Source organism: Marilutibacter maris (genome assembly GCF_003233695.1).
In the GTDB taxonomy this organism is placed as follows: Bacteria; Pseudomonadota; Gammaproteobacteria; order Xanthomonadales; family Xanthomonadaceae; genus Marilutibacter; species Marilutibacter maris.
Genome location: NZ_CP029843.1, coordinates 3,787,378 through 3,810,847, shown reverse-complemented (window position 1 = coordinate 3,810,847; position 23,470 = coordinate 3,787,378). Strand labels below are relative to the sequence as shown.

The window sequence follows — 23,470 nt, the reverse complement described above, 5'->3', positions numbered from 1 at the left end:
TCACTCCTGCCCTCTCACTTCTGGCCCTACCCCCCATGGATCACGTTTTCATCGAAGGCCTCGAGATCGATGCCCTGATCGGCATCTACGACTGGGAGCGCCGGGTCCGCCAGACCCTGGTGTTCGATATCGAGATGGCGTTCGACAACCGGGTCCCTGCGGCGACCGACGACATCGCCGACACCTTGAACTACAAGGCGGTCAGCAAGCGCGTGATCGCCTATGTGCAGGCATCGGAGTTCGGTCTGGTCGAGACGCTGGCCGAGCGGGTCGCGCAGATCATCCTCGACGAGTTCGGCGTGCGCCGGTTGCGGCTCAAGCTCAGCAAGCCCGGTGCGGTCCGCGGCGCGCGCGCGGTCGGTGTGGTCATCGAGCGTTCGCGGGCGGGCGATACCCTGCCGGCGGCGGCCGCCGACTGAACCGGGGGGCCTCCGCCGTCGCCGCGGGGGTTGAACCTGAACCGGACGTACCTACCCTGAAGGACTGAGCCCCAGCAACCCGTATCCATGCAAGCGCAAGCCGAATCGATCAAAGCCCAGCTCGACGCCATCGCCGCCCAGTCCGCCGGCATGGACTGGACCGTGACCCTGGGCGTGCTGGCCGGCCTGGTGGTGCTGGCCGCGCTGGTGGACTGGCTGACCCAGCGCATCGTCCGCCCGCTGGTATCCCGGGCGGTGCGGGTCAGTCCGACCAAGATCGACGATGCGCTGCTCGCCCATGGCGTGATCAAGCAGCTCTCGCACATCGCCCCGGCGCTGGTGATCCATTTCGGCATCGCTCTGGTGCCGAACCTGCACGAGACCCTGGTGCAGGTGATCGGCAAGGGCGCGATCGCCTACATGGTGCTGGTGGTCGCGATCGCGATCAGCGCGTTCCTGTCCGCGCTCAACGACATCTACGAGCGGCGTCCGGCCGGCCACAGCCGTCCGATCAAGGGCTACGTCCAGCTCGGCAAGATCATCGTCTACACGATCGCGCTGATCGGCATCATCGCGGTGCTGATCGGCAAGTCGCCGCTGGTCCTGCTCGGCGGACTGGGCGCGTTCGCCGCGGTCCTGCTGCTGGTGTTCAAGGACACCATCCTGTCGCTGGTCGCCAGCGTGCAGATCGCCTCCAACGACATGGTCCGGGTCGGCGACTGGATCGAGATGCCGTCGCTGGGCGTGGACGGCGACGTGGTCGACATCGCCCTGCACACGATCAAGGTGCAGAACTTCGACAAGACCATCGTCACCGTGCCGACCCACCGGCTGATCGAGGACAGCGTCAAGAACTGGCGCGGCATGAGCGATTCGGGCGGCCGCCGGATCAAGCGCGCGCTGTACGTGGATCAGGGCAGCGTCGGTTTCCTCGACGAGGCGATGCGCCGCAAGCTGGGCCGCTTCGCGTTGTTGAAGTCGCACTTCGAACGCAAGAAGGCCGAGCTGGACGAATGGAACGCGCAGGCGCCCGAGCGCGGCGCCGAGCCGGTCAATGCGCGCCGGCTGACCAATCTGGGCTGCTTCCGAGCCTACGTGACCGCCTATCTCGAGTCGCACCCGAAGGTCGATCACGGCAAGACCCTGATGGTGCGCCAGCTGGAGCCGGGGCCGACCGGATTGCCGCTGGAGCTGTACTGCTTCGCCGCGACCACCGAGTGGGGGGCCTACGAGGCGATCCAGGCCGACATCTTCGATCACCTGCTGGCGATCCTGCCGGAGTTCGGGCTGCGCTTGTTCCAGCAGCCCGGCGGCGGCGACCTGATGGCCGGCATCGCGGCGCTGCGGGTGCCGCTGGACGCCGCCGCGTGAACCGGCCACGGGGCAGCCGCGCCTACCTGAGCCTGGGCAGCAATCTGGACCCGGAGGCCAACCTGGCCAGCGGCATCGCCGCGCTGCGCGAGCAGTTCGGCGCGATCGTGCTGTCGGAGGTCTACCGCACCGCGGCGGTCGGGTTCGACGGTGGCGACTTCCTCAATGCCGCGGCGGTGATCGAGACCACGATGGATCCGTATGCGCTCAATGCCTGGCTGCATGCGCTGGAGGACGCGCATGGCCGCGATCGCAGCGGCCCGCGCTTCGGCAACCGCACGCTCGACATCGACATCGTGCTGTTCGACAACCGTGTGCTCAGCGGCCCCGGCAACCTGCACATCCCGCGGCCGGAACTCAAGCACGCCTTCGTGCTGAGGCCGCTGGCGGAGATCGCGCCGGAGACGGTGGTGCCCGACGACGGACGCACCCTGGCGCAGCTGTGGGCGGCCCATCCCGATTACGGGGCGGCGATGGAGACGGTCGCGCTGTAGTCGCGGCCGTGCCGCGGCGGGCCGCCTGGGGCATCATCGGCGGCCTGACACCGATACCGGAGCGCACGATGCAACGACGGGACTTCCTGCTGGCGACCGCGGCGAGCGCGGCGTTGACCGCGCCGGGCATGGGCTGGGCGCGCCCGGCATCGCGGTTGAAGGTCGGTCTGATCGGCGTCGGCATGCGTGGCCAGGTCCATCTGGCCGAGCTGCTCAAGCGCGAGGATGTCGAGGTCGTCGCGCTGTGCGACATCGAGGCCTACATGCTCGATACCGCGCTGGCGATGGTGGCCGCGGCCGGGAAGCCCAGGCCGCGCGTGTTCACCGGCAGCGATCATGCCTACGAGCAGATGCTCGCCGACGCCGACCTGGACGCGGTGATCATCGCCACCCCGTGGGAGTGGCACGCACCGCAGGCGATCGCGGCGATGGAGGCGAAGGTCGCGGTCGGCTGCGAGGTCGTCGCCGGCATCACCCTCGACGATCACTGGCGCGTGCTGCGGGCGCAGCAGCGCACCGGCACCCCGTACATGCTGCTGGAAAACGTCTGCTACCGCCGCGACGTGCTGGCGGTGCTGAACATGGTCCGCCAGGGCCTGTTCGGCGAGCTGGTGCACCTGGAGGGCGGCTACGAGCACGATCTGCGCGCGGTCAAGTTCAACTCCGGCGAGCCGGGCAAGCCCTACGGCGGCGGCGTCGAGTTCGGCGACAAGGGCTGGTCGGAGGCGAAGTGGCGCACCCCGCACTCGGTGCGCCGCAACGGCGAGCTCTATCCCAGTCACGGCATCGGCCCGTGCGCGATGTGGGCCGACATCCATCGCGGCAACCGCTTCGAGCGGCTGACCAGCTATGCCAGCAAGGCGCGCGGCCTGCACGATTACGTGGTCAAACAGGGCGGCGCCGACCACCCGAACGCCCGGGTCGGATTCGCGCTGGGCGACGTGGTCACCACCCAGCTGGTCTGCGCGAACGGCGAGACCATCCTGCTGACCCACGACACCTCGCTGCCGCGGCCGTACTCGCTCGGGTTCCGGGTGCAGGGCACCGGCGGCCTGTGGATGGACGTCAACAAGTCGATCTATCTGGAGGGCAGGAGTCCCGAGCCGCATCGCTGGGAGGACGCCCAGGGCTGGCTGGAGCGCTACGACCATCCGCTGTGGAAGCGCTTCGCCGCCCAGGCCGAGGGCGCCGGGCACGGCGGCATGGACTTCTTCGTCGTGCACGCCTTCGTCGAGGCGCTCAAGGCCGGCGACCCGATGCCGATCGACATCTACGACGCGGTCGCCTGGAGCGCGATCACGCCGTTGTCCGAACAGTCGATCCGCGAGGACAACCGGACCCTGGCGTTCCCGGACTTCACCGAGGGCCGCTGGCGCGACCGGGCGCGGATCTTCGCCCTGGGCGCCGACTACTGAGGGAGCTTCATCGGCGCGCCGGAACGGGCATAATTGGCCGCAGGGGGGATCCTTCGAGAGGATCTCAGGCACATGTTCGAAAAGTTCAGGCGCAGTTGGGCGCTGGTCAAGGCCAGCGCGTCGGTGTTGCGCTCCGACAAGGAATTGATGCTGTTCCCGCTGGTTTCGTCGGCCGCCACCGTGCTGGTGCTGGCGACCTTCGCGGTCCCGACCTTCGCGTTGCGCATCTTCGAGAATGGATTCGGCCCGGTCGGAGCGATCTGGGCGTTCGCGTTCTACTTCTGCCAGTACACCGTGATCATCTTCTTCAACAGCGCCCTGGTGGGGGCGGCGTTGATCCGGCTCGAAGGCGGCGATCCGACCCTGGCCGACGGCCTCAGGGCGGCGCGGTCGCGGCTGGGCGCGATCCTCGGCTACGCCGCGATCGCCGCCACCGTCGGCATGCTGCTCAACGCGATGAAGAACCGCGAGAACAACTTCATCGTGCGCCTGATCGGCAGCGGCCTGGGCATGATGTGGACGCTGGCGACCTTCCTGGTGGTGCCGGTGCTGGTCAGTACCGACGTCGGCCCGGTCGATGCGCTCAGGAGCAGCGTCAACCTGCTCAAGCGGACCTGGGGCGAGAACGCGATCGGCCAGATCGGGATCGGCACCGCGTTCGGGCTGATCACCGTGGTGGTGGTACTGATCGGCGCCGGCTGCACGGTCGCCGCGTGGATGGTCTCGGCCGGGCTGGGCATCGCGGTCGCGGTCGTGTTCGTGATCGCCGTGCTGCTGCTGGGCGTCTACCAGTCGGCGCTGAGCGGGGTGTACTCGGCGGCGCTGTACCAGTACGTGACCCGCGGCGAGACGCCGGCCGGGTTCGAGGACGTGCCGCTGGCGCAGGCCTTCGCCGGCAAGTGAGCGCAAGGGTCGGGGCGCGGCGCGCTGCCGCGTCCCCGGCCGGGTCAGACCGACAGCATCCGGCCGCCGTCCAGGTGCAGGACCTGGCCGGTGCTGTAGCGGGCATCCATCAGCAGCCAGCGCACCGCCTCGGCGACCTCCTCGGGGGTGCCGGTGCGGGCCAGCGGCGTGCGTTCGAGCATCTGCGCCTGCTTGAGGCTGCAGCTGTCGCCGGCGATGTCGCTGCCGTTGGGCTCCGGCCACAGGATCGCGCCGGGGGCGACCGCGTTGACCCGCGCCTGCGGCGCCAGTTCCAGCGCCAGCGACCGGGTCATCGCCAGCAGTGCGGCCTTGGCCATGCAATAGACGGTGTGGTCGCGCAGCGGACGCTCGGCGTACAGGTCGGTCAGGCTGACGATCGCGCCGCCGGCCTGGCGCAGATGCGGGGCCGCGGCCTGGGCGAGGAAGAACGGTGCGTGCGCGTTGCTGGCGAACAGGTGGTCCCACTGCGCCGGGGTGGTGGCGCCGATCGGCGAGGGCTCGAAGGTGGAGGCGTTGTTGACCAGGGCGTCGAGCCGGCCGAAACGGCCGACGGTGGCCGCGACCAGTTCCGGCAGGCGGTCGAACTCGCCCAGGTCCGCCTGCAGCGGCAGCACGCTGTCGGCGCGCGCGTCGTTCAGCGCGGCGGCAAGCGCCTGCGCCGCATCGGTGGAGCCGCGGTAGTGCAGGGCGATGTCGTAGCCGGCCGCATGCAGATGGCGGACGATGGCGGCGCCGATGCGGCGGGCCGCGCCGGTGATGAGGGCGACGGGGCGGTTGGCGGGCATTGCGGATGTCGCGGAAGGACCGGCCCCGAGCGTAGCGAGTGAGCGCGTCACCGCCAACCGCTTGCCCCGGCCGTCGATGCCTGGGAGCGGCGAGGCGCCGCGCGGCGCTGGACTGACGGGCGTCGGCCATGGCCGGGTCGACACGTGGGAAACGATCCGGTCGCGACTCTGTGTTTTTCGGGCCCTGGGCTTTTCGTAGGAGCGGCGTAAGCCGCGACCGGGCGTTCATGGGAAAGCTCCATCGCGGCTTACGCCGCTCCTACGGGGTTCGCGGGCGCAGCCTCGGGGATCGCGGCTTGCGCCGCTGCTACGAAAACTGGGGCTGCAAGCGTCCGGGCTGCGATACTTGTCCGATGACCTCGCTTCCGACCCCCGATACCGACGCGCTCGCCCACAGCGGCCGCCTGTCGGCGCACCTGCGCGCCGAGATCCAGGCCAGCGACGATGCCGCGATCCCGTTCTCGCGCTTCATGGAGCTGGCGCTGTACGCGCCGGGTCTGGGCTACTACAGCGCCGGCGCCAGCAAGTTCGGTGAGGAAGGCGACTTCGTCACCGCGCCCGAGCTGGGGCCGGTGTTCGCCGCCTGCACCGCCGAGGCGCTGGCCCCGGTGATGCAGCAGGTCGGTCCGGAGGGCCTGTTCCTGGAGCTGGGAGGCGGTACCGGCGCCTTCGCCGAAGTCGCGCTCAAGCGCCTGACCGAACTGGACGCGCTGCCGGACCGTTACGCGATCCTCGAGCCCAGCGCGCAGTTGCGCCAGCGCCAGCGCGAACGCCTGCAACGGCGGCTGCCGCCACCGCTGTTCGATCTGGTCGAGTGGGTCGACGGCCCGTTTCCGCACGACTGGGAAGGCGTGTTGTTCGCCAACGAGGTGATCGATGCGCTGCCGACGCCGCGCTTCGCGATCGTCGATGGGCAGGTGCACGAGGAGTTCGTGGTGATCGACGAGGCCGGCGACGGCCAGGGCTTCGCCCGCATCACCCGCCCGGCCGATGCGTTCCTGACCAATGCGGTGCGCCACATCGAGCAGCGGCTGGAACGCCGGCTGCCGGACGGCTACCGTTCCGAGCTGCTGCCGCAGCTGCCGTACTGGATCCAGGCGGTGTCCGGCGGCATGGAGCGCGGCGCGATGCTGTTCGTCGACTACGGCTACCCGCGCGGCGAGTACTACCTGCCCGAGCGCAGCGACGGCACCCTGCGCGCGTTCTACCGTCAGCGCATGCATGCCGATCCGATGCTGTGGCCGGGCCTGCAGGACCTCACCGCCTCGGTCGACTTCACCGCGCTGGCCGAGGCCGGCGTCGGCGCCGGTTTCGACTTCGCCGGCTACTGTTCGCAGGCCAGCTTCCTGATGGGCAACGGGCTGGCCGGGGTGCTGGAGCGGATCGAGCGGATCGCCGACGAGGGCGAGCGCCTGCGCCGCACCGAGGAGGTCAAGAAGCTGACCCTGCCCAGCGCGATGGGCGAGCGCTTCCAGGTGATGGGCTTCGAGAAGGACGTCGAGTTCGGCACCGCCTTTCTCGCCGGCGACCTCAGCTTCCGCCTGTGAGCCGGGAAGCGTCGCCGCTGCTGCGCGGATTCCGCCGGCCCGCGCTGTGGCTGGGCGCCTGGCTGGCGCTGGTCGCGGCGGTGGTGACCGCCTCGCTGTTGCCGGCCGCGGAACTGCCGGCGGCGCCGTTCGACGGCGTCGACAAGTTGGAGCACTTCCTTGCCTACGCGGTGCTCGCCGCCGGGGCGGTGATGCTGTTCGCCCGTGGCGGGATCCACTGGCTGCTGGCGATCGCGCTGGTCGCGCTGGGGGTCGGCCTGGAGTTCGCCCAGGGCGCGCTGACCGCGTCGCGCCAGGCCGACGCTGCGGACGCACTGGCCAACACGCTCGGGGTGCTGGCGGGCGCCAGCCTGGGCTGGACCCCGGCGCGGCTGTGGCTGCTCCGGTTGGACGCGCGGCTGCCGTAACCGGCGCTCGCCTGGCCCGGTGGTGCCGGCATCGAGGTGACTGCCGATCGCGGCCGGCGATCGGCGGGGTCGCTGAAACCGTTTTCTCCGTAACCGATTGATCTGGCTCCGATTCGCGTCGCCGGCGGCGCGGAATCCGGGGGGCGAGGGTGGCGCGCCGCAACAAGATCGCAATACCGCCAACCACGTCACAAGGATGGGCGCAGAAAAGGATTCCGACTGATTGCGCAAAGGTTAAGAAAGGGTAAATCTCGCTTCGGACCGGTCGGGGAAGGCCGGCGCCATCCGTCACCGAGCAAGGAAATCGAGACATGCCCGTCGCCACCCAACGTCACCGCCTGACCCTGGCCATCGCCGCCACCTTCGCCGCCGGCGCGTTCGCCGCGCCCGCCGTCCAGGCCCAGGACGCCACCACCCTCGACCGCATCGAAGTCGTCGGCTCGCGCGTGCTCGGTCGCACCGCCGAGGACACCGCGGCGCCGGTCGACATCATCAGCGCCGAGGAGATCCGCACCACCGGCGCGATGGAGGTCGGCCAGATCCTGCAGATGCTGGAGCCTTCGTTCAACTTCTCGCGCACCTTCGTCTCCGACGGCACCGACATCCTGCGCCCGGCCACCCTGCGCGCGCTGGGCCCGGACCAGGTGCTGGTGCTGGTCAACGGCAAGCGCCGCCATCAGCAGGCGCTGGTCAACGTGCAGCAGACCATCGGCCGCGGCTCGGCCGGCACCGACATCAATGCGATCCCGGTTTCGGCGATCGAGCGCATCGAGGTGCTGCGCGACGGCGCGGCCGCGCAGTACGGCTCGGACGCGATCTCCGGCGTGATCAACATCATCCTGAAGAAGCAGACCGACCACACCGAGGTATCGGTCGAGGGCCTGCAGTACTACGCTGGCGACGGCGAGATGCTGCACGGTTCGGTCAACACCGGCTTCAAGCTCGGCGCCGACGGCTTCATCAACCTCTCGGCGGAGGCGCGCAACCGCAACGAGACCAACCGCGCCGGCCCCGACAGCCTGCGCGTGGACCCGCCGCGGGTGACCCAGCGCCTGGGCGATGCCGACGCCAAGGACTACTACCTGTGGTTCAACAGCGGCCTGCCGGTCGCCAATGGCGAGCTGTACGCGTTCGGCGGCCTGTCGCGGCGCGAGGGCGACTCCTCCGGCTTCTTCCGCAGCGCCGGCGACAACCGCACCGTGCCCGACCTGTATCCGGACGGCTTCCTGCCGAACATCCTGACCACGGTCGACGACGGTTCGATCGCGGTCGGTTACCGCGCGCCGCTGGGCGACATCTGGGACTGGGACATCTCGATCAACCACGGTCGCAGCAAGTTCGGTTTCGAGGAGAGCAACTCGGTCAACGTCAGCTGGTGGTACGAGCCGATCGATCCGACCGACCCGTCCGCCGGCATCCACGGCACCTCGCCGACCTCGGCCGACACCGGCACCCTCGAGTACGACCAGACCACCTTCAACCTGGATTTCCGCGGCAGCGTCGGCGGCTTCAACGACGAGCCGATCTACCTCGGCACCGGTCTTGAGTACCGCCGCGAGAACTACGCGATCCGCGCCGGCGACCCGGTCTCCTACACCTACGGCCGCACCGACGACCGCGGCATCGACATCGTCGGCCAGACCGGCGACACCGCCCAGCCGGGCATGCAGGGCTTCCCCGGCTTCTCGCCGCGCGAAGCGGTCGACGAGGGTCGCCACAACGTCGCCGTCTACCTCGACGCCGAGACCAACCTCAGCGAACGCTTCCTGCTCGGCGCGGCGGCGCGCTGGGAGGACTACTCCGACTTCGGCAGCACGGTGACCGGCAAGCTGTCGGCGCGCTTCGACGCGACCGACGCGTTCGCGATCCGCGGCACCGTGTCGAGCGGATTCCGCGCCCCCGGCGTGCAGCAGCTGTTCTACGGCCAGCGTTCGACCAACCTCAACGCCGCCGGCGTGCTGACCGACACCCTGACCGCGCGCCAGGACAGCGACGTGACCCGGGCGTTCGGGATCGAGCCGCTGCAGGAGGAGACCTCGACCAGCGGTTCGCTGGGCCTGGTGTTCACCCCCAACGACCGCTTCTCGCTGACCGTCGACGTGTTCCGCATCGACATCGACGACCGCATCATCTTCTCCAGCAACATCCAGCCCGAGGCGGTCGGCAACGACGGCAACCCGTGCGCGGCGGACAACGCCAACTGTCCGATCGCGGCGATCCTGGACCCGATCGGCGTCGGCCAGGTGCTGTTCTTCACCAATGCGATCGACACCCGCACCACCGGCGTCGACGTCGTCGCCAATCACAACACCGAGTTCGCCGGCGGTTCGACCCTGAACCTGACCGCGCTGCTGCACTTCAACAAGACCGAGGTGACCGCGCGCCGCTCGCAGTCGCCGATCCTGTCGCCGGAAGCGCTGTTCGACGACACTCAGGTGACCCTGCTCGAAGAGGGCCAGCCCGGCGAGCACCATGTGCTGCAGGCGGTCTGGAACAAGGACGCCTGGCAGCTCACCGGTCGCGCCAACTACTACGGCTCGGTCGCCGGCGAGGGCTTCACGCCGGGCCTGAAGCAGACCTGGGGCGGCAAGACCCTGTTCGACATGAGCGTGCGCTACGCGTTCTCCGATGCGCTGTCGCTGACCGTCGGCGGCAACAACATCTTCGACGAGTACCCGGACAAGTGGGATGAGGTCGATGGCTTCCCGTTCCCGCAGCTGGGCTTCAAGTACGGCTGGGAAACGCTGCCGTTCGGCATGAACGGCGGCAGCTACTACGTGCGCGTGGACTACCGTTTCTGAGCGCCCGGACGGCGGGTCGCAGCGCCGACCCGCCGCCCCTCGCGGCCCGGAGCCGGAACTGCGACCCGGTGCCTGGAATCGGCAACCCGGAGCGGGTGCCGGCCTGGCAAGGTTTGCAATTTATTCAGGAACCGTTACATTCCGGGCTGAACGGCGGCTGACGGACCGATTGGGGGATCGCCCGCGCCGCGTTCATAGAGGGGGAGGGATGCCGGGCGGTGGGGAGACCGCCCGGCATCACTTTTTCTGCGGCACCGGTCCGGGCGGCCGGCGCGGCCCGCTTCTCAACCGCTCGGGTTGTCGCCACGTTCGGTGGCGATCGCCGCAATCCGCGCCCGTCGCAGGGCTTCGCCGATCGCCGGGCCGCTGAGTCCGCTGGCGACGTCCTGCGCACGCACGCCCATGGCCGCGGCCAGGGCCGCGCGCAAGGCTTCGCCCTGGGGATAGGGCGCCTCGGCCAGGCCGCCGCGTCCGCGCTTGTCGGCTTCGCAGACCACGGCCAGCTGGGCGATCCGCTCGGGCTTGCGGAAGCCGTCGCAGCGGGCGATCAGGTCGTGCAGCGTGGCCGCGCGCAGCTCGCGCAGGCGGTGCACGTTGAGGTGTTCGCGGCAGGCGATGGTGGCCAGCTGGCGATGCTCGTTCGGCACCTTCAGGCGCTCGCACAGGGCCTGCAGCGGCGCGACCCCGGCGTGCTCGTGGCCGACGTGGGCCGGCAGCTTCCCGGCCGGCGTCAGCGCCTTGCCCAGGTCGTGGGTCAGCGCGGCGAAGCCGATCAGGTCGTCGCCGGGCGCCAGTTGCGCGGCCATGTCGCAGACCAGTTCGATGTGTGTGCCGGTATCGACCTCGGGGTGATACTCGGCGCGTTGCGGCACCCCGTACAGGGCGTCGACCTCGGGCAGCACCGCCGCCAGCGCCCCGCACTCGCGCAGGGTGCGCAGGAACGCCGCCGGCGAAGCCGCGCCCAGCGCCCGCCGCAGCTCCTGCCAGACCCGCTCCGGAACCAGCTCGGCGAGTTCGCCGGAGTCGCTCATCGTGCGCATCAGCGCCATCGTCTCGGCGGCGACGCTGAAGCCCAGCGGCGTCAGCCGGGCCATGAAGCGGGCCGCGCGCAACACCCGCAACGGATCCTCGACGAAGGCCGGACCGACATGACGCAGGGTGCGCGTGCGGATGTCCTCGGCGCCGCCGAACGGGTCGACCCGATTGCCGTCGGGGTCCTCGGCGATCGCGTTGATGGTGAAGTCGCGCCGGGCCAGGTCCTGTTCCAGCGTCACCGACGGGTCGGCGTGGACGACGAAGCCGGCGTGGCCGCGACCGCTCTTGCGCTCGGTCCGCGCCAGCGCGTATTCCTCGCCGCTGTCGGGGTGCAGGAACACCGGGAAGTCGCGGCCGACCTGGCGGAAGCCGGCGTCGAGCATCTGCTGCGGGCTGCGGCCGACCACGACCCAGTCGCGATCGCCCGGCGTCAGCCCGAGCAGGCGGTCGCGGACCGCGCCGCCGACCAGATAGGCGCTTGGGATGTCGGGCATGGACGTAGATGGCATGGCAAGGGTTGCGGCGGACATGCGGGGGGCGGGTATACCACAACGCGCGCGCCGCCTGTGGAAACGGGGCTTTGCTTGCAGCGCGCTCCGCCGCCGTCCGTGGCTCGCTTGCGTCAACGCGCGCGGTCGGCCGCAAGCCGCTCCGCCAGCGTGCCCAGGGTCCGCAACGCGGTCTCCACCCTTGCGTCCCAGGGCAGGCCGCAACTCAACCGCAGGTGGTGGCGGTAGTCGCCGCGGCTGGAAAACAGATGGCCGGGGAGGGTGCCGATGCCGTGCGCGAGCGCGGCTTCGAACAGCGCCTGGCCCTCGATGCGCTCGGGCAGCTCCACCCACAGCGCCATCCCGCCGGCGGGGGAGGAGACGCGAGTCCCGGCCGGCCAGTGTTCGTGCAGTGCCTGGCGGTAGCGCTGCGCGTTGTCCGCAAGCGCGCGCTGCAGCCGGCGCAGGGCGCGGTCCAGGTCGTGGCGCGACAGGTAGTCGACGATCGCCAGCTGCGGCAGCGTGGCCGTGGCGACGGTGGTAAAGCACTTGGCGCGCAACAGTTGCGCGGTGCGTCGGCCGCCCAGCATCCAGCCGATGCGCATCCCGGGGGCGAGCATCTTGGAGTACGAGCCGCAGGTGACGACCGCGTCGTCGCGGTCGTAGCGGCGCAGGGGCGAGGGCCGCTGACCGGAATAGGCCAGCTCGCCGTACAGATCGTCCTCGATGATCACCACGCCGTGTGCGGCACAGGCGGCGACCAGGGCCTGCTTGTCGGCCTCGCGGGTGAGGCTGCCGAGCGGGTTGTTGAAATTCGGCACCAGGACCGCGGCGCGGACGGGATGCCGCTGCAGCAACTCGGCGACGCGGCGGGCATCGATGCCGGTGGTCGCGTGGTTGGGCACCTCGATCACGCGAAGCCCCTGTGCGGCGACGGCCTGCAGCAGGCCGTAGTAGGTCGGTGTCTCCAGCAGTACGACGTCGCCGGGGCGGGTGCTGGCTCGCAGGGCCAGGCTGATCGCCTCCATCGCCCCGGCGGTGACGACGATTTCGTCGGGGTCGATGTCCAGGCCGCATCGCGCATAGCGCAGGGCGATGCGCGCGCGCAGTGCCGGCAGGCCCTGCGGCACCGCGTAGCCGAGGGCGGCTCCGGGATCGCGCCGCAATGCGCGCGCGGTTGCGGCGGCGAGCGCGGCGGTCGGCAGCAGTTCCGGTGCCGGGGTGGCGGCATGCAGCGGAATCATGTCGCGGCGGCCGAGCACGTCGAGCACCCCGAGCAGGGCCGGGTTGCGGACCGGTTGCGGCGAACGCGTGGCGTGACGGGCGGTGAGCGCGCGCGGTGCCGACGCGGCCGGCGCGCGCACGTAGTAGCCCGATCGCGGACGCGCCTCGACAAGGCCCTCGCGCTCGAGCTGCAGATAGGCCTCCAGGACGGTGGCCAGGCTGACGCGTTGATCGCGGTGAAGCCGGCGCAGCGAGGGCAGCCGTTCGCCGGCGCGCAGCGTGCCGCCGCGGATCTGCCGGCGCAGACGTTCGGCCAGCCGTTCGTAGAGCAGGGAGCGGGGCATGGCGACGCCTCCGTGGCCGACGCATCTGTACTGGTCATTTTTGATTCTATCTGAATCTGTACCGGTGTCAGGCGCGTGCCTAGGCTGGCATTCCCGTCGTTTCGCGATCCCCCGCATGTCCCCTCCGGAACAGTCCGGCGCGGCGCCGCGTCGCGCGTTGCTGCAATTGCTGGTGGCCGAGGTGCTGATCGGTTCGGTCGGCGTGTTCGTTCTCGAGAGCGGCCAGGATGCGATCACCGCGGTGTTCTTCCGCTGCGTGTTCGGCAGCGCGTTCCTGTTGGCCTGGGGCGGGCTGCGCGGGTATTTCCGCGGCCTGCTCGGGCAGACGGCCCTGCTCCGGGCCGCCGCGCTCAGCGGCGTATTGCTGGTGCTGAACTGGGTGGCGCTGTTCGCCGGCATGGCGCGCTCGTCGATCGGCGTGGCGACGATGGTCTATCACTTCTTCCCGTTCGCGATCCTGGCGATGGCGGCGTTGTTCCAGGGCGAGCGCACGCGTCCGGCGGATCTGGGCTGGTCCGGCATCGCCTTCGCCGGCGTGGCGCTGAGCGCCGATCCGGCGCGGATGCTCGGCGAGGCGGGAACGGACTATCTGCTCGGGATCGCGCTCACCTTCGTCGCCGCCATCCTGTGCGGCGCGGCCATGCTGCTGTCGCGCCGGATCGGCCGCGAGCGGCCGTTCGTGCTGGTGCTGGTGCAGTGCCTGGTGGGCGTGCTGATGCTGGCGCCGTTCGCCGACTACGCGGCGGTCGCACGGCCCGGCGCGCACTGGGCCTGGCTGGCCGGGCTCGGCCTGATTCACAGTGGCGTGTGCTACGTGCTGTTCTATTCGGCGTACCCGCACCTGAAGGTGGCCACGATCGCGGTGCTCGCCTTCGTCTATCCGGTGGTCGCGCTGTTGCTGGACTTCATCATCTACGGGCAGGCGCTGGGCGCGCTGCAGCTCGCCGGGGTGGCGCTGATCGTGACCGGTACGCTGGGCGTGAACCTGCGCTGGCGGTGGCGCGGGCAGGTGTTGGCGACGACCTGGGGGAAGCTCAAGGGCGGCGCGGGCCACTGAGATCCGCGGCACCGCTGCGACGATGCCGCGATGGCATCCGGCGGGCCGATACGCGCCCGTCGGCACGCAGGCGTCGGGGACGCGCTCCGGCGTCCGGCCCGACCGGCCGGGCTCAGGTGTCGGTTGCGAGGATCTCCGGCAGCCGCTCCGTCACCGGCGTGGCCTCGATGCCGAGCCGGGACAGGCCGTCCTCGCCGCTGACCGAGTCGAGCTGCAGCGAGCGCCAGTTGTCGCGGCTGATCGGCTTGCCCGGCAGCCACTCGCCGATCTCCGCCTGCAGCTTGCCCAGGGCCTCGGGCAGCGCCAGCACCGCGCGATGGCGGCCGCGCGCGCGCGCGGTCAGGCGGATGATCTCGGCCAGGGTCAGCACTTCCGGGCCGACCAGCGGGTAGGTCTGATGGACGCAGGCCGGGTCGTCGAGCGCGCGCGCGAAGGCCTCGACCACGTCGCCGATCCAGACCGGCTGGAACCGCGCCTGCGCGCGTCCGACCGGCAGCACCGGGGCGAACTTCAGCAGCCCGTCGAAGCGGCAGAACAGGCCGTCGCCGGGGCCGGCGATCACCGACGGCTGGAAGATCGTCCAGTCCAGCCGCGACGCGCGCACCTCGCGCTCGGCGTGGCCGCGCGCCTGCAGGTAGTGACTCTCGCCCAGGCCGGCATTGAGCGCGCTCATCTGCAGCAGCCGGCGCACATCGTTGTCGTGCATCGCGGTCAGCAGCGAACGGGTCAGCTCGGTGAAGACCCGCTCGAAACCTTCGCCGCTGTCGCCCTTCTCGTTGAGGATGCCGGTGAGGTTGACCACCGCGTCGGCGTCGTCGAGCACCGCGCGCAGGAAGTCGACATCGTGGACATCGCCCTCCAGCAGGCTGGCGTCGCGGGTCAGCTGGGCGCGCTTGGCGCGGTAGGCGGCCGGGTCCGGCGCCGGTCCGCGGCTGAGCACGGTGACGCGGCGGCCGTCGTCGAGCAGGCGGCGCACCAGCGGCCGGCCGACGAAGCCGGTGCCGCCGAGCACGACCACATGGCGGATACGCTCACCGCTCACCGGTTCGCCCCCTCCGCGCCGGCCGCGGCGCAGACGAAGCCCTTGCGCGGGCCCTGGGTGCGGCCGCGGATCCGGTCCTCCAGGCGCAGCGCGTCACCGTCGAGCTTCCAGTCGTAGATCACGCTGAAGGCCAGCACCCGGGCGATGTACTCGCGGGTCTCGCGATAGCTGACGGTCTCGATCCAGAAGTCCGGGTCCATGCCCGGACGCTGGGTGCGCCAGCGCAGCAGCGGCGTCGGGCCGGCGTTGTAGCCGGCGATCGCGAAGTAGGGTTGGCCGCCGTTCTCGTCCATCATCTGCCGCAGATAGGCGCTGCCGAGGATGATGTTGGTGTCGGCGTCGTACAGGCTGGCGGCGCCGCCCCACGGCAGGCCCAGCTTCGCCGCCACCGCGGCGCCGGTGGCCGGCAGGATCTGCATCAGGCCCAGCGCGTTCGCCTGCGAGCGCGCGCGCGGATTGAAGGTGCTCTCGGCGCGGATCTCGGCCGCGACCCAGGCCGGGTCGAGGCGGTTCTTCGCCGCCTCGCGGCGCAGGGTGGCGTCGTGGTGGAGCGGAAAGCGCAGGTCGTACAGGCGCCGCTCGTCGGGGTTGGACAGCTGCAGCCCGAACACCGCGCGGTCGAACCAGCCGTTGGCCTGCGCGTACTCGACCGCGATCAGGCGCTCGGCGTCGCTGAAGCGCGACAACGCGTCCTTCCATTCGGCCACCGCCCAGCCGATCTTCTCCAGGCGCATCAGCGACACCGCGCGGCCCAGCGCGGGGTCGCCGGTGACCTTGGCGACGGCCGCGGCATCCGGGCGCGGTTGCAAGGGGCACAGCGTGTACGGGAGCCCGGCGCGGTCGGCGGCGAGGAAGCCATGGAAGTCGCTTTCGGTCGCGGTCTGCCGGTACAGCCGCTGCGCGGCCGCGCCGTCGCCGGTCTTTTCCCTCAGCCGTGCCTCGAAATAGCGCCAGCGCGATTCGCCGCGCTGCTCGGCGCCCATCTTGCCGATCGCGGTGAGCGCGGCGCCCCAGTCCGAGCGCGACAGCGCTTCGCGCACGCGCCACTCGTGCAGGCGCGGGTCGTAGCTGGCCTCGGGCACCGCATTGAGCCGGCGCGCCGAGTCCGGCAGGTAGGAGGCCACCGTCCACAGGGCGATCTGGTACAGCGCGCGGCCGCGGTCGGCGTCGTCGAACTGCAGGGCCTGCGCGTACTGCGGCAGCTGTTGCTCGGCGCGGTCGGGGTCGGCCTTGCCCAGGCGTGCCAGCCCCTGCGAGGCGACCCGGCGGCTGCGCTCGGTCTTCGGCCAGCGCAGGGCACGCGAATGCGGGCTGTCGATGAAGGCGGCGTAGTCGTTGGCCAGCTCGCGTTGATCGGCAGGCAGGCCCCTGGCGATGCTGCGCATCATCCCCGACTGCCAGGCGTCGGTGGCCTTGTCGAAGCGCTGCCAGCGCAGCTCGGCGGTCAGGCCGCCGCGTGCGGCGAGCGTGTCGAACACCGGATCGCAGGCGTTCGGCAGCGAGCGGCCGCTGCTGAGCCAGATCGCCTGGGCGCGCGCGTTCCAGTCCTGGCCGGCGCGGCCGAGGGCCTGTTCGGCGTGCAGCTTGTGGCAGGCCAGCGGGGTGTCGTCGGCGCCATCGCGCCAGGCCGCGAGGAAGCCGCTCCAGTCCTCGCGCCTGGCCAGTTGCATCAGCCAGGCGCGGCGGAAGGTCTCGCCCGCGGCCTGGCCGCCGCGGCGCTGCAGGAAGTCCTGCGCGCGTGCGCTGGGCAGGCCGTCGAGGCCGCGACGCAGGCTGGCGTACTCGACCCAGGCGAACAGCGGATGGTCGGCGAGGTCGCGGTACTCGACGGCGCGGAACTGACCGCTCTGCGCCGCGCCGATGGCCTGCTCGATCCGCGGCAGGCGCGGGTCGGTCAGGGGTTCGAGGGTCGAGGCGCGCGCGGACGCACTGGCATTGGCGGTCGCGTTGCCGGCGGCCGTGGCGGGGGCGGACTGCGCGCAGGCGGAGGTGGCGAAGGCGACCAGCGCGAGGGCGAGCGCGGCATGCAGGGAGGGGGCGGCAATCATCGTCGGAACTATAGCGGAGCCGACATGAAGGAAAATTCCAACGCGGTTGCGGCAACGCGATCGCAAGTGCGCTTCGCGTCGCGCGGCCGCCCGTGCCGAGCGCCAGGTCAGACCGGTCTCGCGGGGCCACCGGAAGGGGATGATGCCGGCGGATTTTCACGTACCCTGCGTGCCTGCTCCCCCACCTTGCGGATCGCCGATGTCGCTGCCGGTTTCGTTGATGCTGTTTCTCGCCCTGGGCGCGGTGGCCGGCGTGCTGGCCGGCCTGCTCGGGGTCGGTGGCGGACTGGTCCTGGTCGCGGCGCTGGCGTGGCTGCTGCCGTTGATCGGCGTTCCGCAGGACGCGGCGATGCACGCCGCGCTGGCCAGTTCGCTGGCCAGCATCGTGCTGACCGCGGCGGCCTCGGCGCGCGCGCACCATCGGCGCGGCAGCGTGCTGTGGCCGACGGTCGCCTGGATGGTGCCCGGCCTGTTGCTGGGCGGTTGGCTCGGCAGCGGCCTGGCGGTCAGGATCGACGACGACGTGCTGCGCTACATCGTCGCCGGCTACTGCCTGATCGCGGCCGCGCAACTGTTGCTGGGGCGCCGCCGTACGCCCGCCGCCGACGGCGCCGCGCCGCCGCGCGGCCCCGGCATGGCGCTGGCCGGAACCGGTATCGGTGCCCTGTCGGCGGTGGTCGGCATCGGCGGCGGCAGCATGACCGTGCCGCTGCTGGTCGCACTCGGCACCGCGCCGGTGCGCGCGGTCGGCACCTCGTCGGCATGCGGCGTCGCCATCGGCATGGCCAGCGCGGTCGGCTATGCGCTGCACGCGCCGCCGGGCGCGCTGCCGGCGCATGCGGTGGGTTACGTCTACCTGCCGGCCGCGCTGGGCGTGGCGGCGGCCTCGGTGCTGGCCGCGCCGTTCGGCACCCGGCTCGCCCACCGTCTGTCGGGCGAAACCCTGAAGCGGATATTCGCGGCCTTCCTGGTCCTGGTCGGCGTCAGCCTGCTGCTGGGCGGCTGAGCGTCGCGGCGCTCCACCGCGCCCGGTCGTACCACGGCGCCCGGAATTCTTTCTCCGCATTCCCGCTCCGGGACCGTCGGCGGGCGACCGTTGTTCACGGATAGCGTCGGGCCGGCTCGGCCGGGCGATCGTGCGTGGGCTCGCGGCACTGCCGGACAAGGCCCGGAGCCGGCCGCTACCGCAGGTCGCCCCCTTGAATCGCCGCCGTGGGTCGCCGCTCAAAACAGCGACGCAGTTCTCATTGCCGATTTCAGTTTCCCACCATGCCGGAGGGCACCCTGCCGCTTTGCCTGTTGTGGCACCTTTACAAAAAGTTTACAAAGCGGAGTGCGCCGCATGGATGCAACAGGGGAGCGGCGCGCCATTCGATTGTTTGGTCCCACCGCATTGTTCTTAGGGAGAGAGTTCGATGAAACCGCAACGACGAAACACGCTTGCATACGCGATTCACGCGTCCCTGCTGGTCGGTCTGACGCTGCCGCTGATGGCGGTCGCGCAGGATACGCAGGATCAGGCCAAGACCCTCGACACGGTTACCGTCACCGGTACCCGCATCAAGCAGACCAACGCCGTCACCGCCCAGCCGGTGTTCGTGCTCAATCGCGAGAAGCTGGAGCAGACCGGTGTGCAGACGGTCGGCGAGATCCTCCAGCAGCTGACCGCCAGCGGCCAGGCGCTCAACGCCAAGTTCAACTCCTCGGGCAACTTCGGTTATCCGGCCGACGGCGGTGGCATCGGCGCCGGCTCGGCCCAGGTCGACCTCCGCCATCTGGGCTCCAAGCGCGTCCTGGTCCTGGTCGACGGCATCCGCTGGGTCAACGAATCCTCGGCGTCGGGCGTCTCCGGCAGCGCCGACGTCAACACCATTCCGCTGGCGATCGTCGAGCGCATCGAGGTGCTGGAGGACGGCGCCTCGTCGATCTACGGTTCCGACGCGATCGCCGGCGTGGTCAACGTGATCACCCGCCGCAACTTCGAAGGCACCGAGATCCACAGCTACTACGGCGAGTACTCCAAGGGTGGCGAGACCACCGAGGCCTCGCTGACCATCGGCGGCGGCGGCGAGCGCTTCAACGCGGTGTTCGCGGCCAGCTACTACGAGCAGAAGGGCATCAGCTCGGGCGACTGGGAGCAGTCGGCCTATCCGACCCCGGGCACCGGCGTGCGCGGCGGCAGCTCCGGCACGCCGCAGGGCCGCGCGATCTTCTGCGATCCGTCGCGTCCGGCCGGCTCGGTCGGCTTCTGCGACCCGGCCACCGACTTCTGGTACGACGTCACCCTCGACGACGGCACCACCTCCCCGGTCTGGAATCCGGCCGATCCTGACGCCGGCACCTACCACGGCTTCACCGGCGCCGACCGCTTCAACTTCGCGCCGTTCAACCTGCTGCTGACCCCGAGCAAGCGCAAGGCGCTGTTCACCAGCGTCAACTACGACATCAGCGACAACGTGCGCCTGCACGCCAAGGCGCTGTACAACAACCGCACCTCGGTCAACCAGGCCGCGCCGGAGCCGATCTTCGTCGGTCCGTTCGCCGGTACCGGCGGCATCGCCGACACCATCAGCATCCACGAGGACAACCCGTACAACCCGTACGGCATCACCCTCGATGCCAACAGCAACTTCGGCTTCGTCACCAAGCGCCCGATCGAGGTCGGCCCGCGCCGGTTCGAGCAGGACGTCGACACGATCTACTTCAACGTCGGCCTGGACGGCCTGTGGAACGTCGGCAACGGCTACAACTGGGACGTCAACCTGGTCCACTCGGAGAACAAGGCCGAGCAGCGCTTCACCAACGGCTACAACGTCGCCAAGATGAAGCTGGCGCTGGGCGACCCGGCGGTGTGCGCACAGGTGCCCGGCTGCGTGCCGCTGGACCTGTTCGGCGGCCAGGGCCGTCCGATGACGCAGGAGATGATCGATTACATCCGCACCACCCAGATCGACTCCAGCAAGCAGACCCTGGACCTGATCTCGGCCAACATCACCGGCGATCTGTTCGCGATCGGCGACCGCTATGCGGGCTTCGCCGCCGGCCTCGAGCACCGCAACTACAAGGGTGAATTCAATCCCGATCCGCTGCGCCAGAGCGGCGAGTCGCAGGATTCCTTCGCCGCGGCGGTGTCGGAGGACTACGACGTCAGCGAGGTCTACGTCGAGGGCAACTTCCCGCTGCTGGATACGCTGGATGTCAGCGCGGCGATCCGCTATTCCGACTACTCGACCTTCGGCGACGCGACCACCGGCAAGATTGGTTTCCGCTGGCAGCCGATCGAGGACCTGGTGCTGCGCGGCACCTATTCCGAGGGCTTCCGCGCCCCCAACCTGGGCGAGCTGTACGGCCTGACCCAGTTCGGCGCCACCCTGGTCGACCCCTGCGGCTCCACCGGCAATCCCGGCCCGGCCTCGCCTGACCTGGCCGCCGGCTGTCTGGCCCAGGGCGCGGGTCCGAACTTCGAGCAGGCCAACACCCAGATCACCACCTTCACCGGCGGCAATCCGAACCTGGAGCCGGAAGAGTCCGACAGCTACACCTTCGGCGTGGTCTATGCGCCGAGCTGGGCGGAAGGGCGCGCGTGGTCGGATCGCCTCGACTTCGAGTTGAGCTACTACAACCACGAGATCGACGGCGCGATCCAGGCCCGCGACCTGCAGGCGCTGCTGCTGACCTGTCTGCGCGAGGGCGGCGTCGGCACCGTCAACTGCGCCGGCTTCACCCGCCAGGCCGGCGGCAACCTCAACCCGCCGGAGAACTTCCTCGACAACCTCGGCACGATCGAGACCGACGGCCTCGACATCAAGGTCAACTGGATCGGACCGGAGTGGGGCTGGGGCCGCCTGAACGCCTCGCTGCAGGCGACCACGGTGTTCGGCTATGAAGCCATCGACATCGACGGCAACAAGTCGCAGCGCGAGGTCGGCATCGAGGTCAGCGACAGCGCGATCCCGGACTGGCAGACCAATCTGCAGGTCGGCTGGACCCTGGGCGACTGGAACGTCAACTGGACCTCGCGCTACATCAGCGCGGTCGACGAGGCCTGCAGCAACGTGCCGGTCGGCGAGGCGCCGGGCTGCATGGGCGGGGTCGAGTTCAACACCCTGGGTTCGACCACCGTGCACGACCTGCAGCTGGGCTGGCGCAACGCGTTCGCGCTGGAAGGCCTGAAGCTGTCGGCCGGCGTCAACAACGTGTTCGGCAAGGATCCGCCGGTCTGTCTGACCTGCTCGCTGAACGGCTACGACGCGGGTACCTACGACCTGCCGGGTTCGTTCTGGTACATCAGCGCCGACTACCGCTTCTAAGCGCGGTCGAAGGTGCTGGAAACGACGGCCGGTGGGCGACCACCGGCCGTTTTGTTGCGGCGGTGCCGGACGGCATGCGTTGATCGGGGTGCCGGTGCGGCCCTGGAATGCACCGCCGCCGCGTCGAACGGCGATGCCCAGGCGCCCAATCGGGCCGTGTTCGAGCCTTTCTGGCGTTACATGTGCGTTACATCGGTCGCGGGCGCGCACAGGCGACCTGCAGCGGCCATACTCGGGTCGGACCGCAGACTTCAATACGGGGAATCACCATGGTGCAACCCAGCTCTGTCGCCGCCGCGTCGGCGCAGGACTCCGAGAACACCCGTTTCATTCTTCTGATCAGCCTGGTGGCGACGATCGGCGGCTTTCTGTTCGGTTTCGACAGTGGCGTGATCAACGGCACCGTCGACGGCCTGCAGCGGGCCTTCGATTCCGACTCGGTCGGTACCGGTTTCAATGTCGCCTCGATGTTGCTGGGTTGCGCGTTCGGCGCGTTCTTCGCCGGCCGCCTCGCCGACCTGTACGGCCGCCGCACCCTGCTGATCGTCGCGGCGGTGTTCTTCATCGTCTCGGCCTGGGGCTCGGGCGTGGCCGGATCGTCGGCCGAGTTCATCTTCTATCGCATCCTCGGCGGCCTCGCGGTCGGTGCGGCCAGCGTGATGTCGCCGGCCTACATCAGCGAGGTCTCCGCCGCGCACTACCGCGGCCGGCTGGCGACGGTGCAGCAGATCGCGATCATCTGCGGCCTGTTCGCCGCGTTCATCAGCAATTACCTGCTGGCGAAGTTCGCCGGCACCTCGACCGAACCGCTGTGGGGCGGCCACGAGGCCTGGCGCTGGATGTTCTGGATGGAGATCGCGCCGGCCGCGCTGTTCCTGGTCCTGTTGCTGTTCATCCCCGAAAGCCCGCGCTTCCTGGTGGTGAAGGCGCGCAAGCCGCAGGCGCTGGCGGTGCTGACCCGGCTCTACGGCAGCGTCGCCGGTGCCGCCAAGTTCGACGAAATCGAGGCCAGCCTGGCCCGGGATCATCATCGCCCGCGCTTCTCCGACCTGATCGCCAAGGCGACCGGGCGGGTGCGCCCGATCGTGTGGGTCGGCATCGGCCTGGCCACCTTCCAGCAACTGGTCGGCATCAACGTGGTGTTCTATTACGGCGCGGTGCTGTGGCAGGCGGTCGGCTTCTCCGAAAGCGACGCGCTGCTGATCAACGTGCTGTCCGGCGGCCTCAGCATCGGCGCCTGCCTGCTGACGGTGGTGCTGATCGACCGCATCGGCCGCAAGCCGCTGTTGTGGATCGGCTCGCTGGGCATGGCGGTGAGCCTGGGGCTGGTCACGGTCGCGTTCGCGACCGGCTCGCTCGACAGCGAAGGCAAGCTGGCGCTGAGCGACAACATGGGTCTGCTGGCCCTGGTCGCGGCCAACGTCTACGTGATCTTCTTCAACCTGTCGTGGGGCCCGGTGATGTGGGTCATGCTCGGCGAGATGTTCCCCAACCAGATCCGCGGCTCGGGCCTGGCGGTCGCCGGACTGTTCCAGTGGGGCTCGAACTTCGCGATCACCATGACCTTCCCGGTCATGCTCGCCGGAATCGGCCTGGCCGCGACCTACGGCTTCTACACCATCGCCGCGGCGGTCTCGATCTTCTTCGTGATCCGGTTCGTCCACGAAACCCGCGGCCGCGAACTCGAACAGATGGAGGGGTGAGCGCCCGCGTATAGCAGATGCCCTATCGGCATCTGCTGCGGGTGCGAACGCCCGAC

The 23,470-nt window shown here is 70.1% G+C and carries 17 protein-coding genes; 12 read left to right on the top strand and 5 right to left on the bottom strand.

The genetic code is table 11. From position 1 onward, the window contains the following. Window positions 1–35 precede the first annotated feature (35 nt). The 5 genes from folB (at window position 36) to C9I47_RS16405 (ending at window position 4,602) form a co-directional block, all read left to right on the top strand. The gene (gene folB / locus C9I47_RS16425; RefSeq protein ID WP_111267719.1) at window positions 36–419 is read left to right on the top strand and encodes a dihydroneopterin aldolase; all 384 of its coding nucleotides are present in this window, start codon (window positions 36–38) and stop codon (window positions 417–419) included. An 87-nt stretch (window positions 420–506) separates the two neighbouring features. Then, the gene (locus tag C9I47_RS16420) at window positions 507–1,790 is read left to right on the top strand and encodes a mechanosensitive ion channel family protein (protein ID WP_223250193.1); all 1,284 of its coding nucleotides are present in this window, start codon (window positions 507–509) and stop codon (window positions 1,788–1,790) included. Next, entirely contained in the window at window positions 1,787–2,284 is a 498-nt protein-coding gene (gene folK, locus C9I47_RS16415) for a 2-amino-4-hydroxy-6-hydroxymethyldihydropteridine diphosphokinase (RefSeq protein ID WP_111267718.1), read from the top strand. The genes C9I47_RS16420 and folK overlap by 4 nt, the downstream gene beginning before the upstream one ends. 68 nt (window positions 2,285–2,352) lie before the next feature. After that, window positions 2,353–3,699 (top strand): Gfo/Idh/MocA family protein, encoded by a 1,347-nt coding sequence (locus tag C9I47_RS16410; protein WP_111268205.1) that lies wholly within the window; start codon window positions 2,353–2,355, stop codon window positions 3,697–3,699. Between the two features lie 72 nt (window positions 3,700–3,771). Next, window positions 3,772–4,602: a DUF6159 family protein gene (locus tag C9I47_RS16405; protein ID WP_111267717.1), complete on the top strand. Its 831-nt coding sequence runs from the start codon at window positions 3,772–3,774 to the stop codon at window positions 4,600–4,602. 44 nt (window positions 4,603–4,646) lie between these two features. Here C9I47_RS16405 and C9I47_RS16400 read toward each other — a convergent pair whose 3' ends face one another. After that, entirely contained in the window at window positions 4,647–5,408 is a 762-nt protein-coding gene (locus tag C9I47_RS16400; protein WP_111267716.1) for a pteridine reductase, read from the bottom strand. Between the two features lie 353 nt (window positions 5,409–5,761). Between C9I47_RS16400 and C9I47_RS16395 the strand changes: the two genes are divergently transcribed. The 3 genes from C9I47_RS16395 (at window position 5,762) to C9I47_RS16385 (ending at window position 10,163) form a co-directional block, all read left to right on the top strand. Further along, window positions 5,762–6,955, top strand: coding sequence for a class I SAM-dependent methyltransferase (locus C9I47_RS16395; RefSeq protein ID WP_111268204.1), 1,194 nt, complete (start codon window positions 5,762–5,764; stop codon window positions 6,953–6,955). Further along, window positions 6,952–7,362 carry a VanZ family protein gene (locus tag C9I47_RS16390; protein WP_223250192.1) on the top strand — a complete coding sequence of 137 codons (411 nt, stop codon included), beginning with the start codon at window positions 6,952–6,954 and terminating at the stop codon, window positions 7,360–7,362. The genes C9I47_RS16395 and C9I47_RS16390 overlap by 4 nt, the downstream gene beginning before the upstream one ends. Before the next feature lie 311 nt (window positions 7,363–7,673). After that, window positions 7,674–10,163, top strand: a complete 2,490-nt coding sequence (locus C9I47_RS16385) for a TonB-dependent receptor plug domain-containing protein (protein WP_111267715.1) — start codon at window positions 7,674–7,676, stop codon at window positions 10,161–10,163. 284 nt (window positions 10,164–10,447) lie between these two features. Here C9I47_RS16385 and C9I47_RS16380 read toward each other — a convergent pair whose 3' ends face one another. Both C9I47_RS16380 and C9I47_RS16375 read right to left on the bottom strand, forming a co-directional pair. Beyond that, window positions 10,448–11,692 carry a multifunctional CCA addition/repair protein gene (locus C9I47_RS16380; protein ID WP_111267714.1) on the bottom strand — a complete coding sequence of 415 codons (1,245 nt, stop codon included), beginning with the start codon at window positions 11,690–11,692 and terminating at the stop codon, window positions 10,448–10,450. A 128-nt stretch (window positions 11,693–11,820) separates the two neighbouring features. Beyond that, complete coding sequence (locus tag C9I47_RS16375; RefSeq protein WP_111267713.1) at window positions 11,821–13,254, bottom strand: aminotransferase-like domain-containing protein; 1,434 nt, start codon at window positions 13,252–13,254, stop codon at window positions 11,821–11,823. Window positions 13,255–13,369: 115 nt separating this feature from the next. Here C9I47_RS16375 and C9I47_RS16370 point away from each other — a divergent pair, with 115 nt between their 5' ends. After that, window positions 13,370–14,311: a DMT family transporter gene (locus tag C9I47_RS16370; protein ID WP_111267712.1), complete on the top strand. Its 942-nt coding sequence runs from the start codon at window positions 13,370–13,372 to the stop codon at window positions 14,309–14,311. Between the two features lie 112 nt (window positions 14,312–14,423). On the opposite strand, the gene C9I47_RS16365 is transcribed toward C9I47_RS16370, so the two are convergent. Next, a complete protein-coding gene (locus C9I47_RS16365) occupies window positions 14,424–15,353 on the bottom strand; it encodes a complex I NDUFA9 subunit family protein (RefSeq protein ID WP_223250191.1) in 930 nt (309 codons plus the stop codon). Further along, entirely contained in the window at window positions 15,350–17,401 is a 2,052-nt protein-coding gene (locus tag C9I47_RS16360) for a transglycosylase SLT domain-containing protein (protein ID WP_111267711.1), read from the bottom strand. Before C9I47_RS16360 ends, C9I47_RS16365 begins: the two co-directional genes overlap by 4 nt. 199 nt (window positions 17,402–17,600) lie before the next feature. On the opposite strand from C9I47_RS16360, the gene C9I47_RS16355 reads away from it, so the two are divergent. The 3 genes from C9I47_RS16355 to C9I47_RS16345 all read left to right on the top strand — a co-directional run bounded on the left by C9I47_RS16355 (window position 17,601) and on the right by C9I47_RS16345 (window position 23,414). After that, window positions 17,601–18,407 carry a sulfite exporter TauE/SafE family protein gene (locus C9I47_RS16355; protein ID WP_223250190.1) on the top strand — a complete coding sequence of 269 codons (807 nt, stop codon included), beginning with the start codon at window positions 17,601–17,603 and terminating at the stop codon, window positions 18,405–18,407. Window positions 18,408–18,816: 409 nt separating this feature from the next. Beyond that, window positions 18,817–21,711: a TonB-dependent receptor plug domain-containing protein gene (locus C9I47_RS16350; RefSeq protein WP_111267710.1), complete on the top strand. Its 2,895-nt coding sequence runs from the start codon at window positions 18,817–18,819 to the stop codon at window positions 21,709–21,711. A gap of 272 nt (window positions 21,712–21,983) precedes the next feature. Then, entirely contained in the window at window positions 21,984–23,414 is a 1,431-nt protein-coding gene (locus C9I47_RS16345; RefSeq protein WP_407067487.1) for a sugar porter family MFS transporter, read from the top strand. Window positions 23,415–23,470: the final 56 nt, after the last annotated feature.

Coding starts and splice junctions, on each gene's coding strand:
- folB (WP_111267719.1), top strand. CDS start 36: ATGGATCACGTTTTCATCGAAGGCCTCGAGATCGATGCCCTGATCGGC.
- C9I47_RS16420 (WP_223250193.1), top strand. CDS start 507: ATGCAAGCGCAAGCCGAATCGATCAAAGCCCAGCTCGACGCCATCGCC.
- C9I47_RS16410 (WP_111268205.1), top strand. CDS start 2,353: ATGCAACGACGGGACTTCCTGCTGGCGACCGCGGCGAGCGCGGCGTTG.
- C9I47_RS16405 (WP_111267717.1), top strand. CDS start 3,772: ATGTTCGAAAAGTTCAGGCGCAGTTGGGCGCTGGTCAAGGCCAGCGCG.
- C9I47_RS16400 (WP_111267716.1), bottom strand. CDS start 5,408: ATGCCCGCCAACCGCCCCGTCGCCCTCATCACCGGCGCGGCCCGCCGC.
- C9I47_RS16395 (WP_111268204.1), top strand. CDS start 5,762: ATGACCTCGCTTCCGACCCCCGATACCGACGCGCTCGCCCACAGCGGC.
- C9I47_RS16385 (WP_111267715.1), top strand. CDS start 7,674: ATGCCCGTCGCCACCCAACGTCACCGCCTGACCCTGGCCATCGCCGCC.
- C9I47_RS16380 (WP_111267714.1), bottom strand. CDS start 11,692: ATGCCCGACATCCCAAGCGCCTATCTGGTCGGCGGCGCGGTCCGCGAC.
- C9I47_RS16375 (WP_111267713.1), bottom strand. CDS start 13,254: ATGCCCCGCTCCCTGCTCTACGAACGGCTGGCCGAACGTCTGCGCCGG.
- C9I47_RS16370 (WP_111267712.1), top strand. CDS start 13,370: ATGTCCCCTCCGGAACAGTCCGGCGCGGCGCCGCGTCGCGCGTTGCTG.
- C9I47_RS16360 (WP_111267711.1), bottom strand. CDS start 17,401: ATGATTGCCGCCCCCTCCCTGCATGCCGCGCTCGCCCTCGCGCTGGTC.
- C9I47_RS16355 (WP_223250190.1), top strand. CDS start 17,601: ATGTCGCTGCCGGTTTCGTTGATGCTGTTTCTCGCCCTGGGCGCGGTG.
- C9I47_RS16350 (WP_111267710.1), top strand. CDS start 18,817: ATGAAACCGCAACGACGAAACACGCTTGCATACGCGATTCACGCGTCC.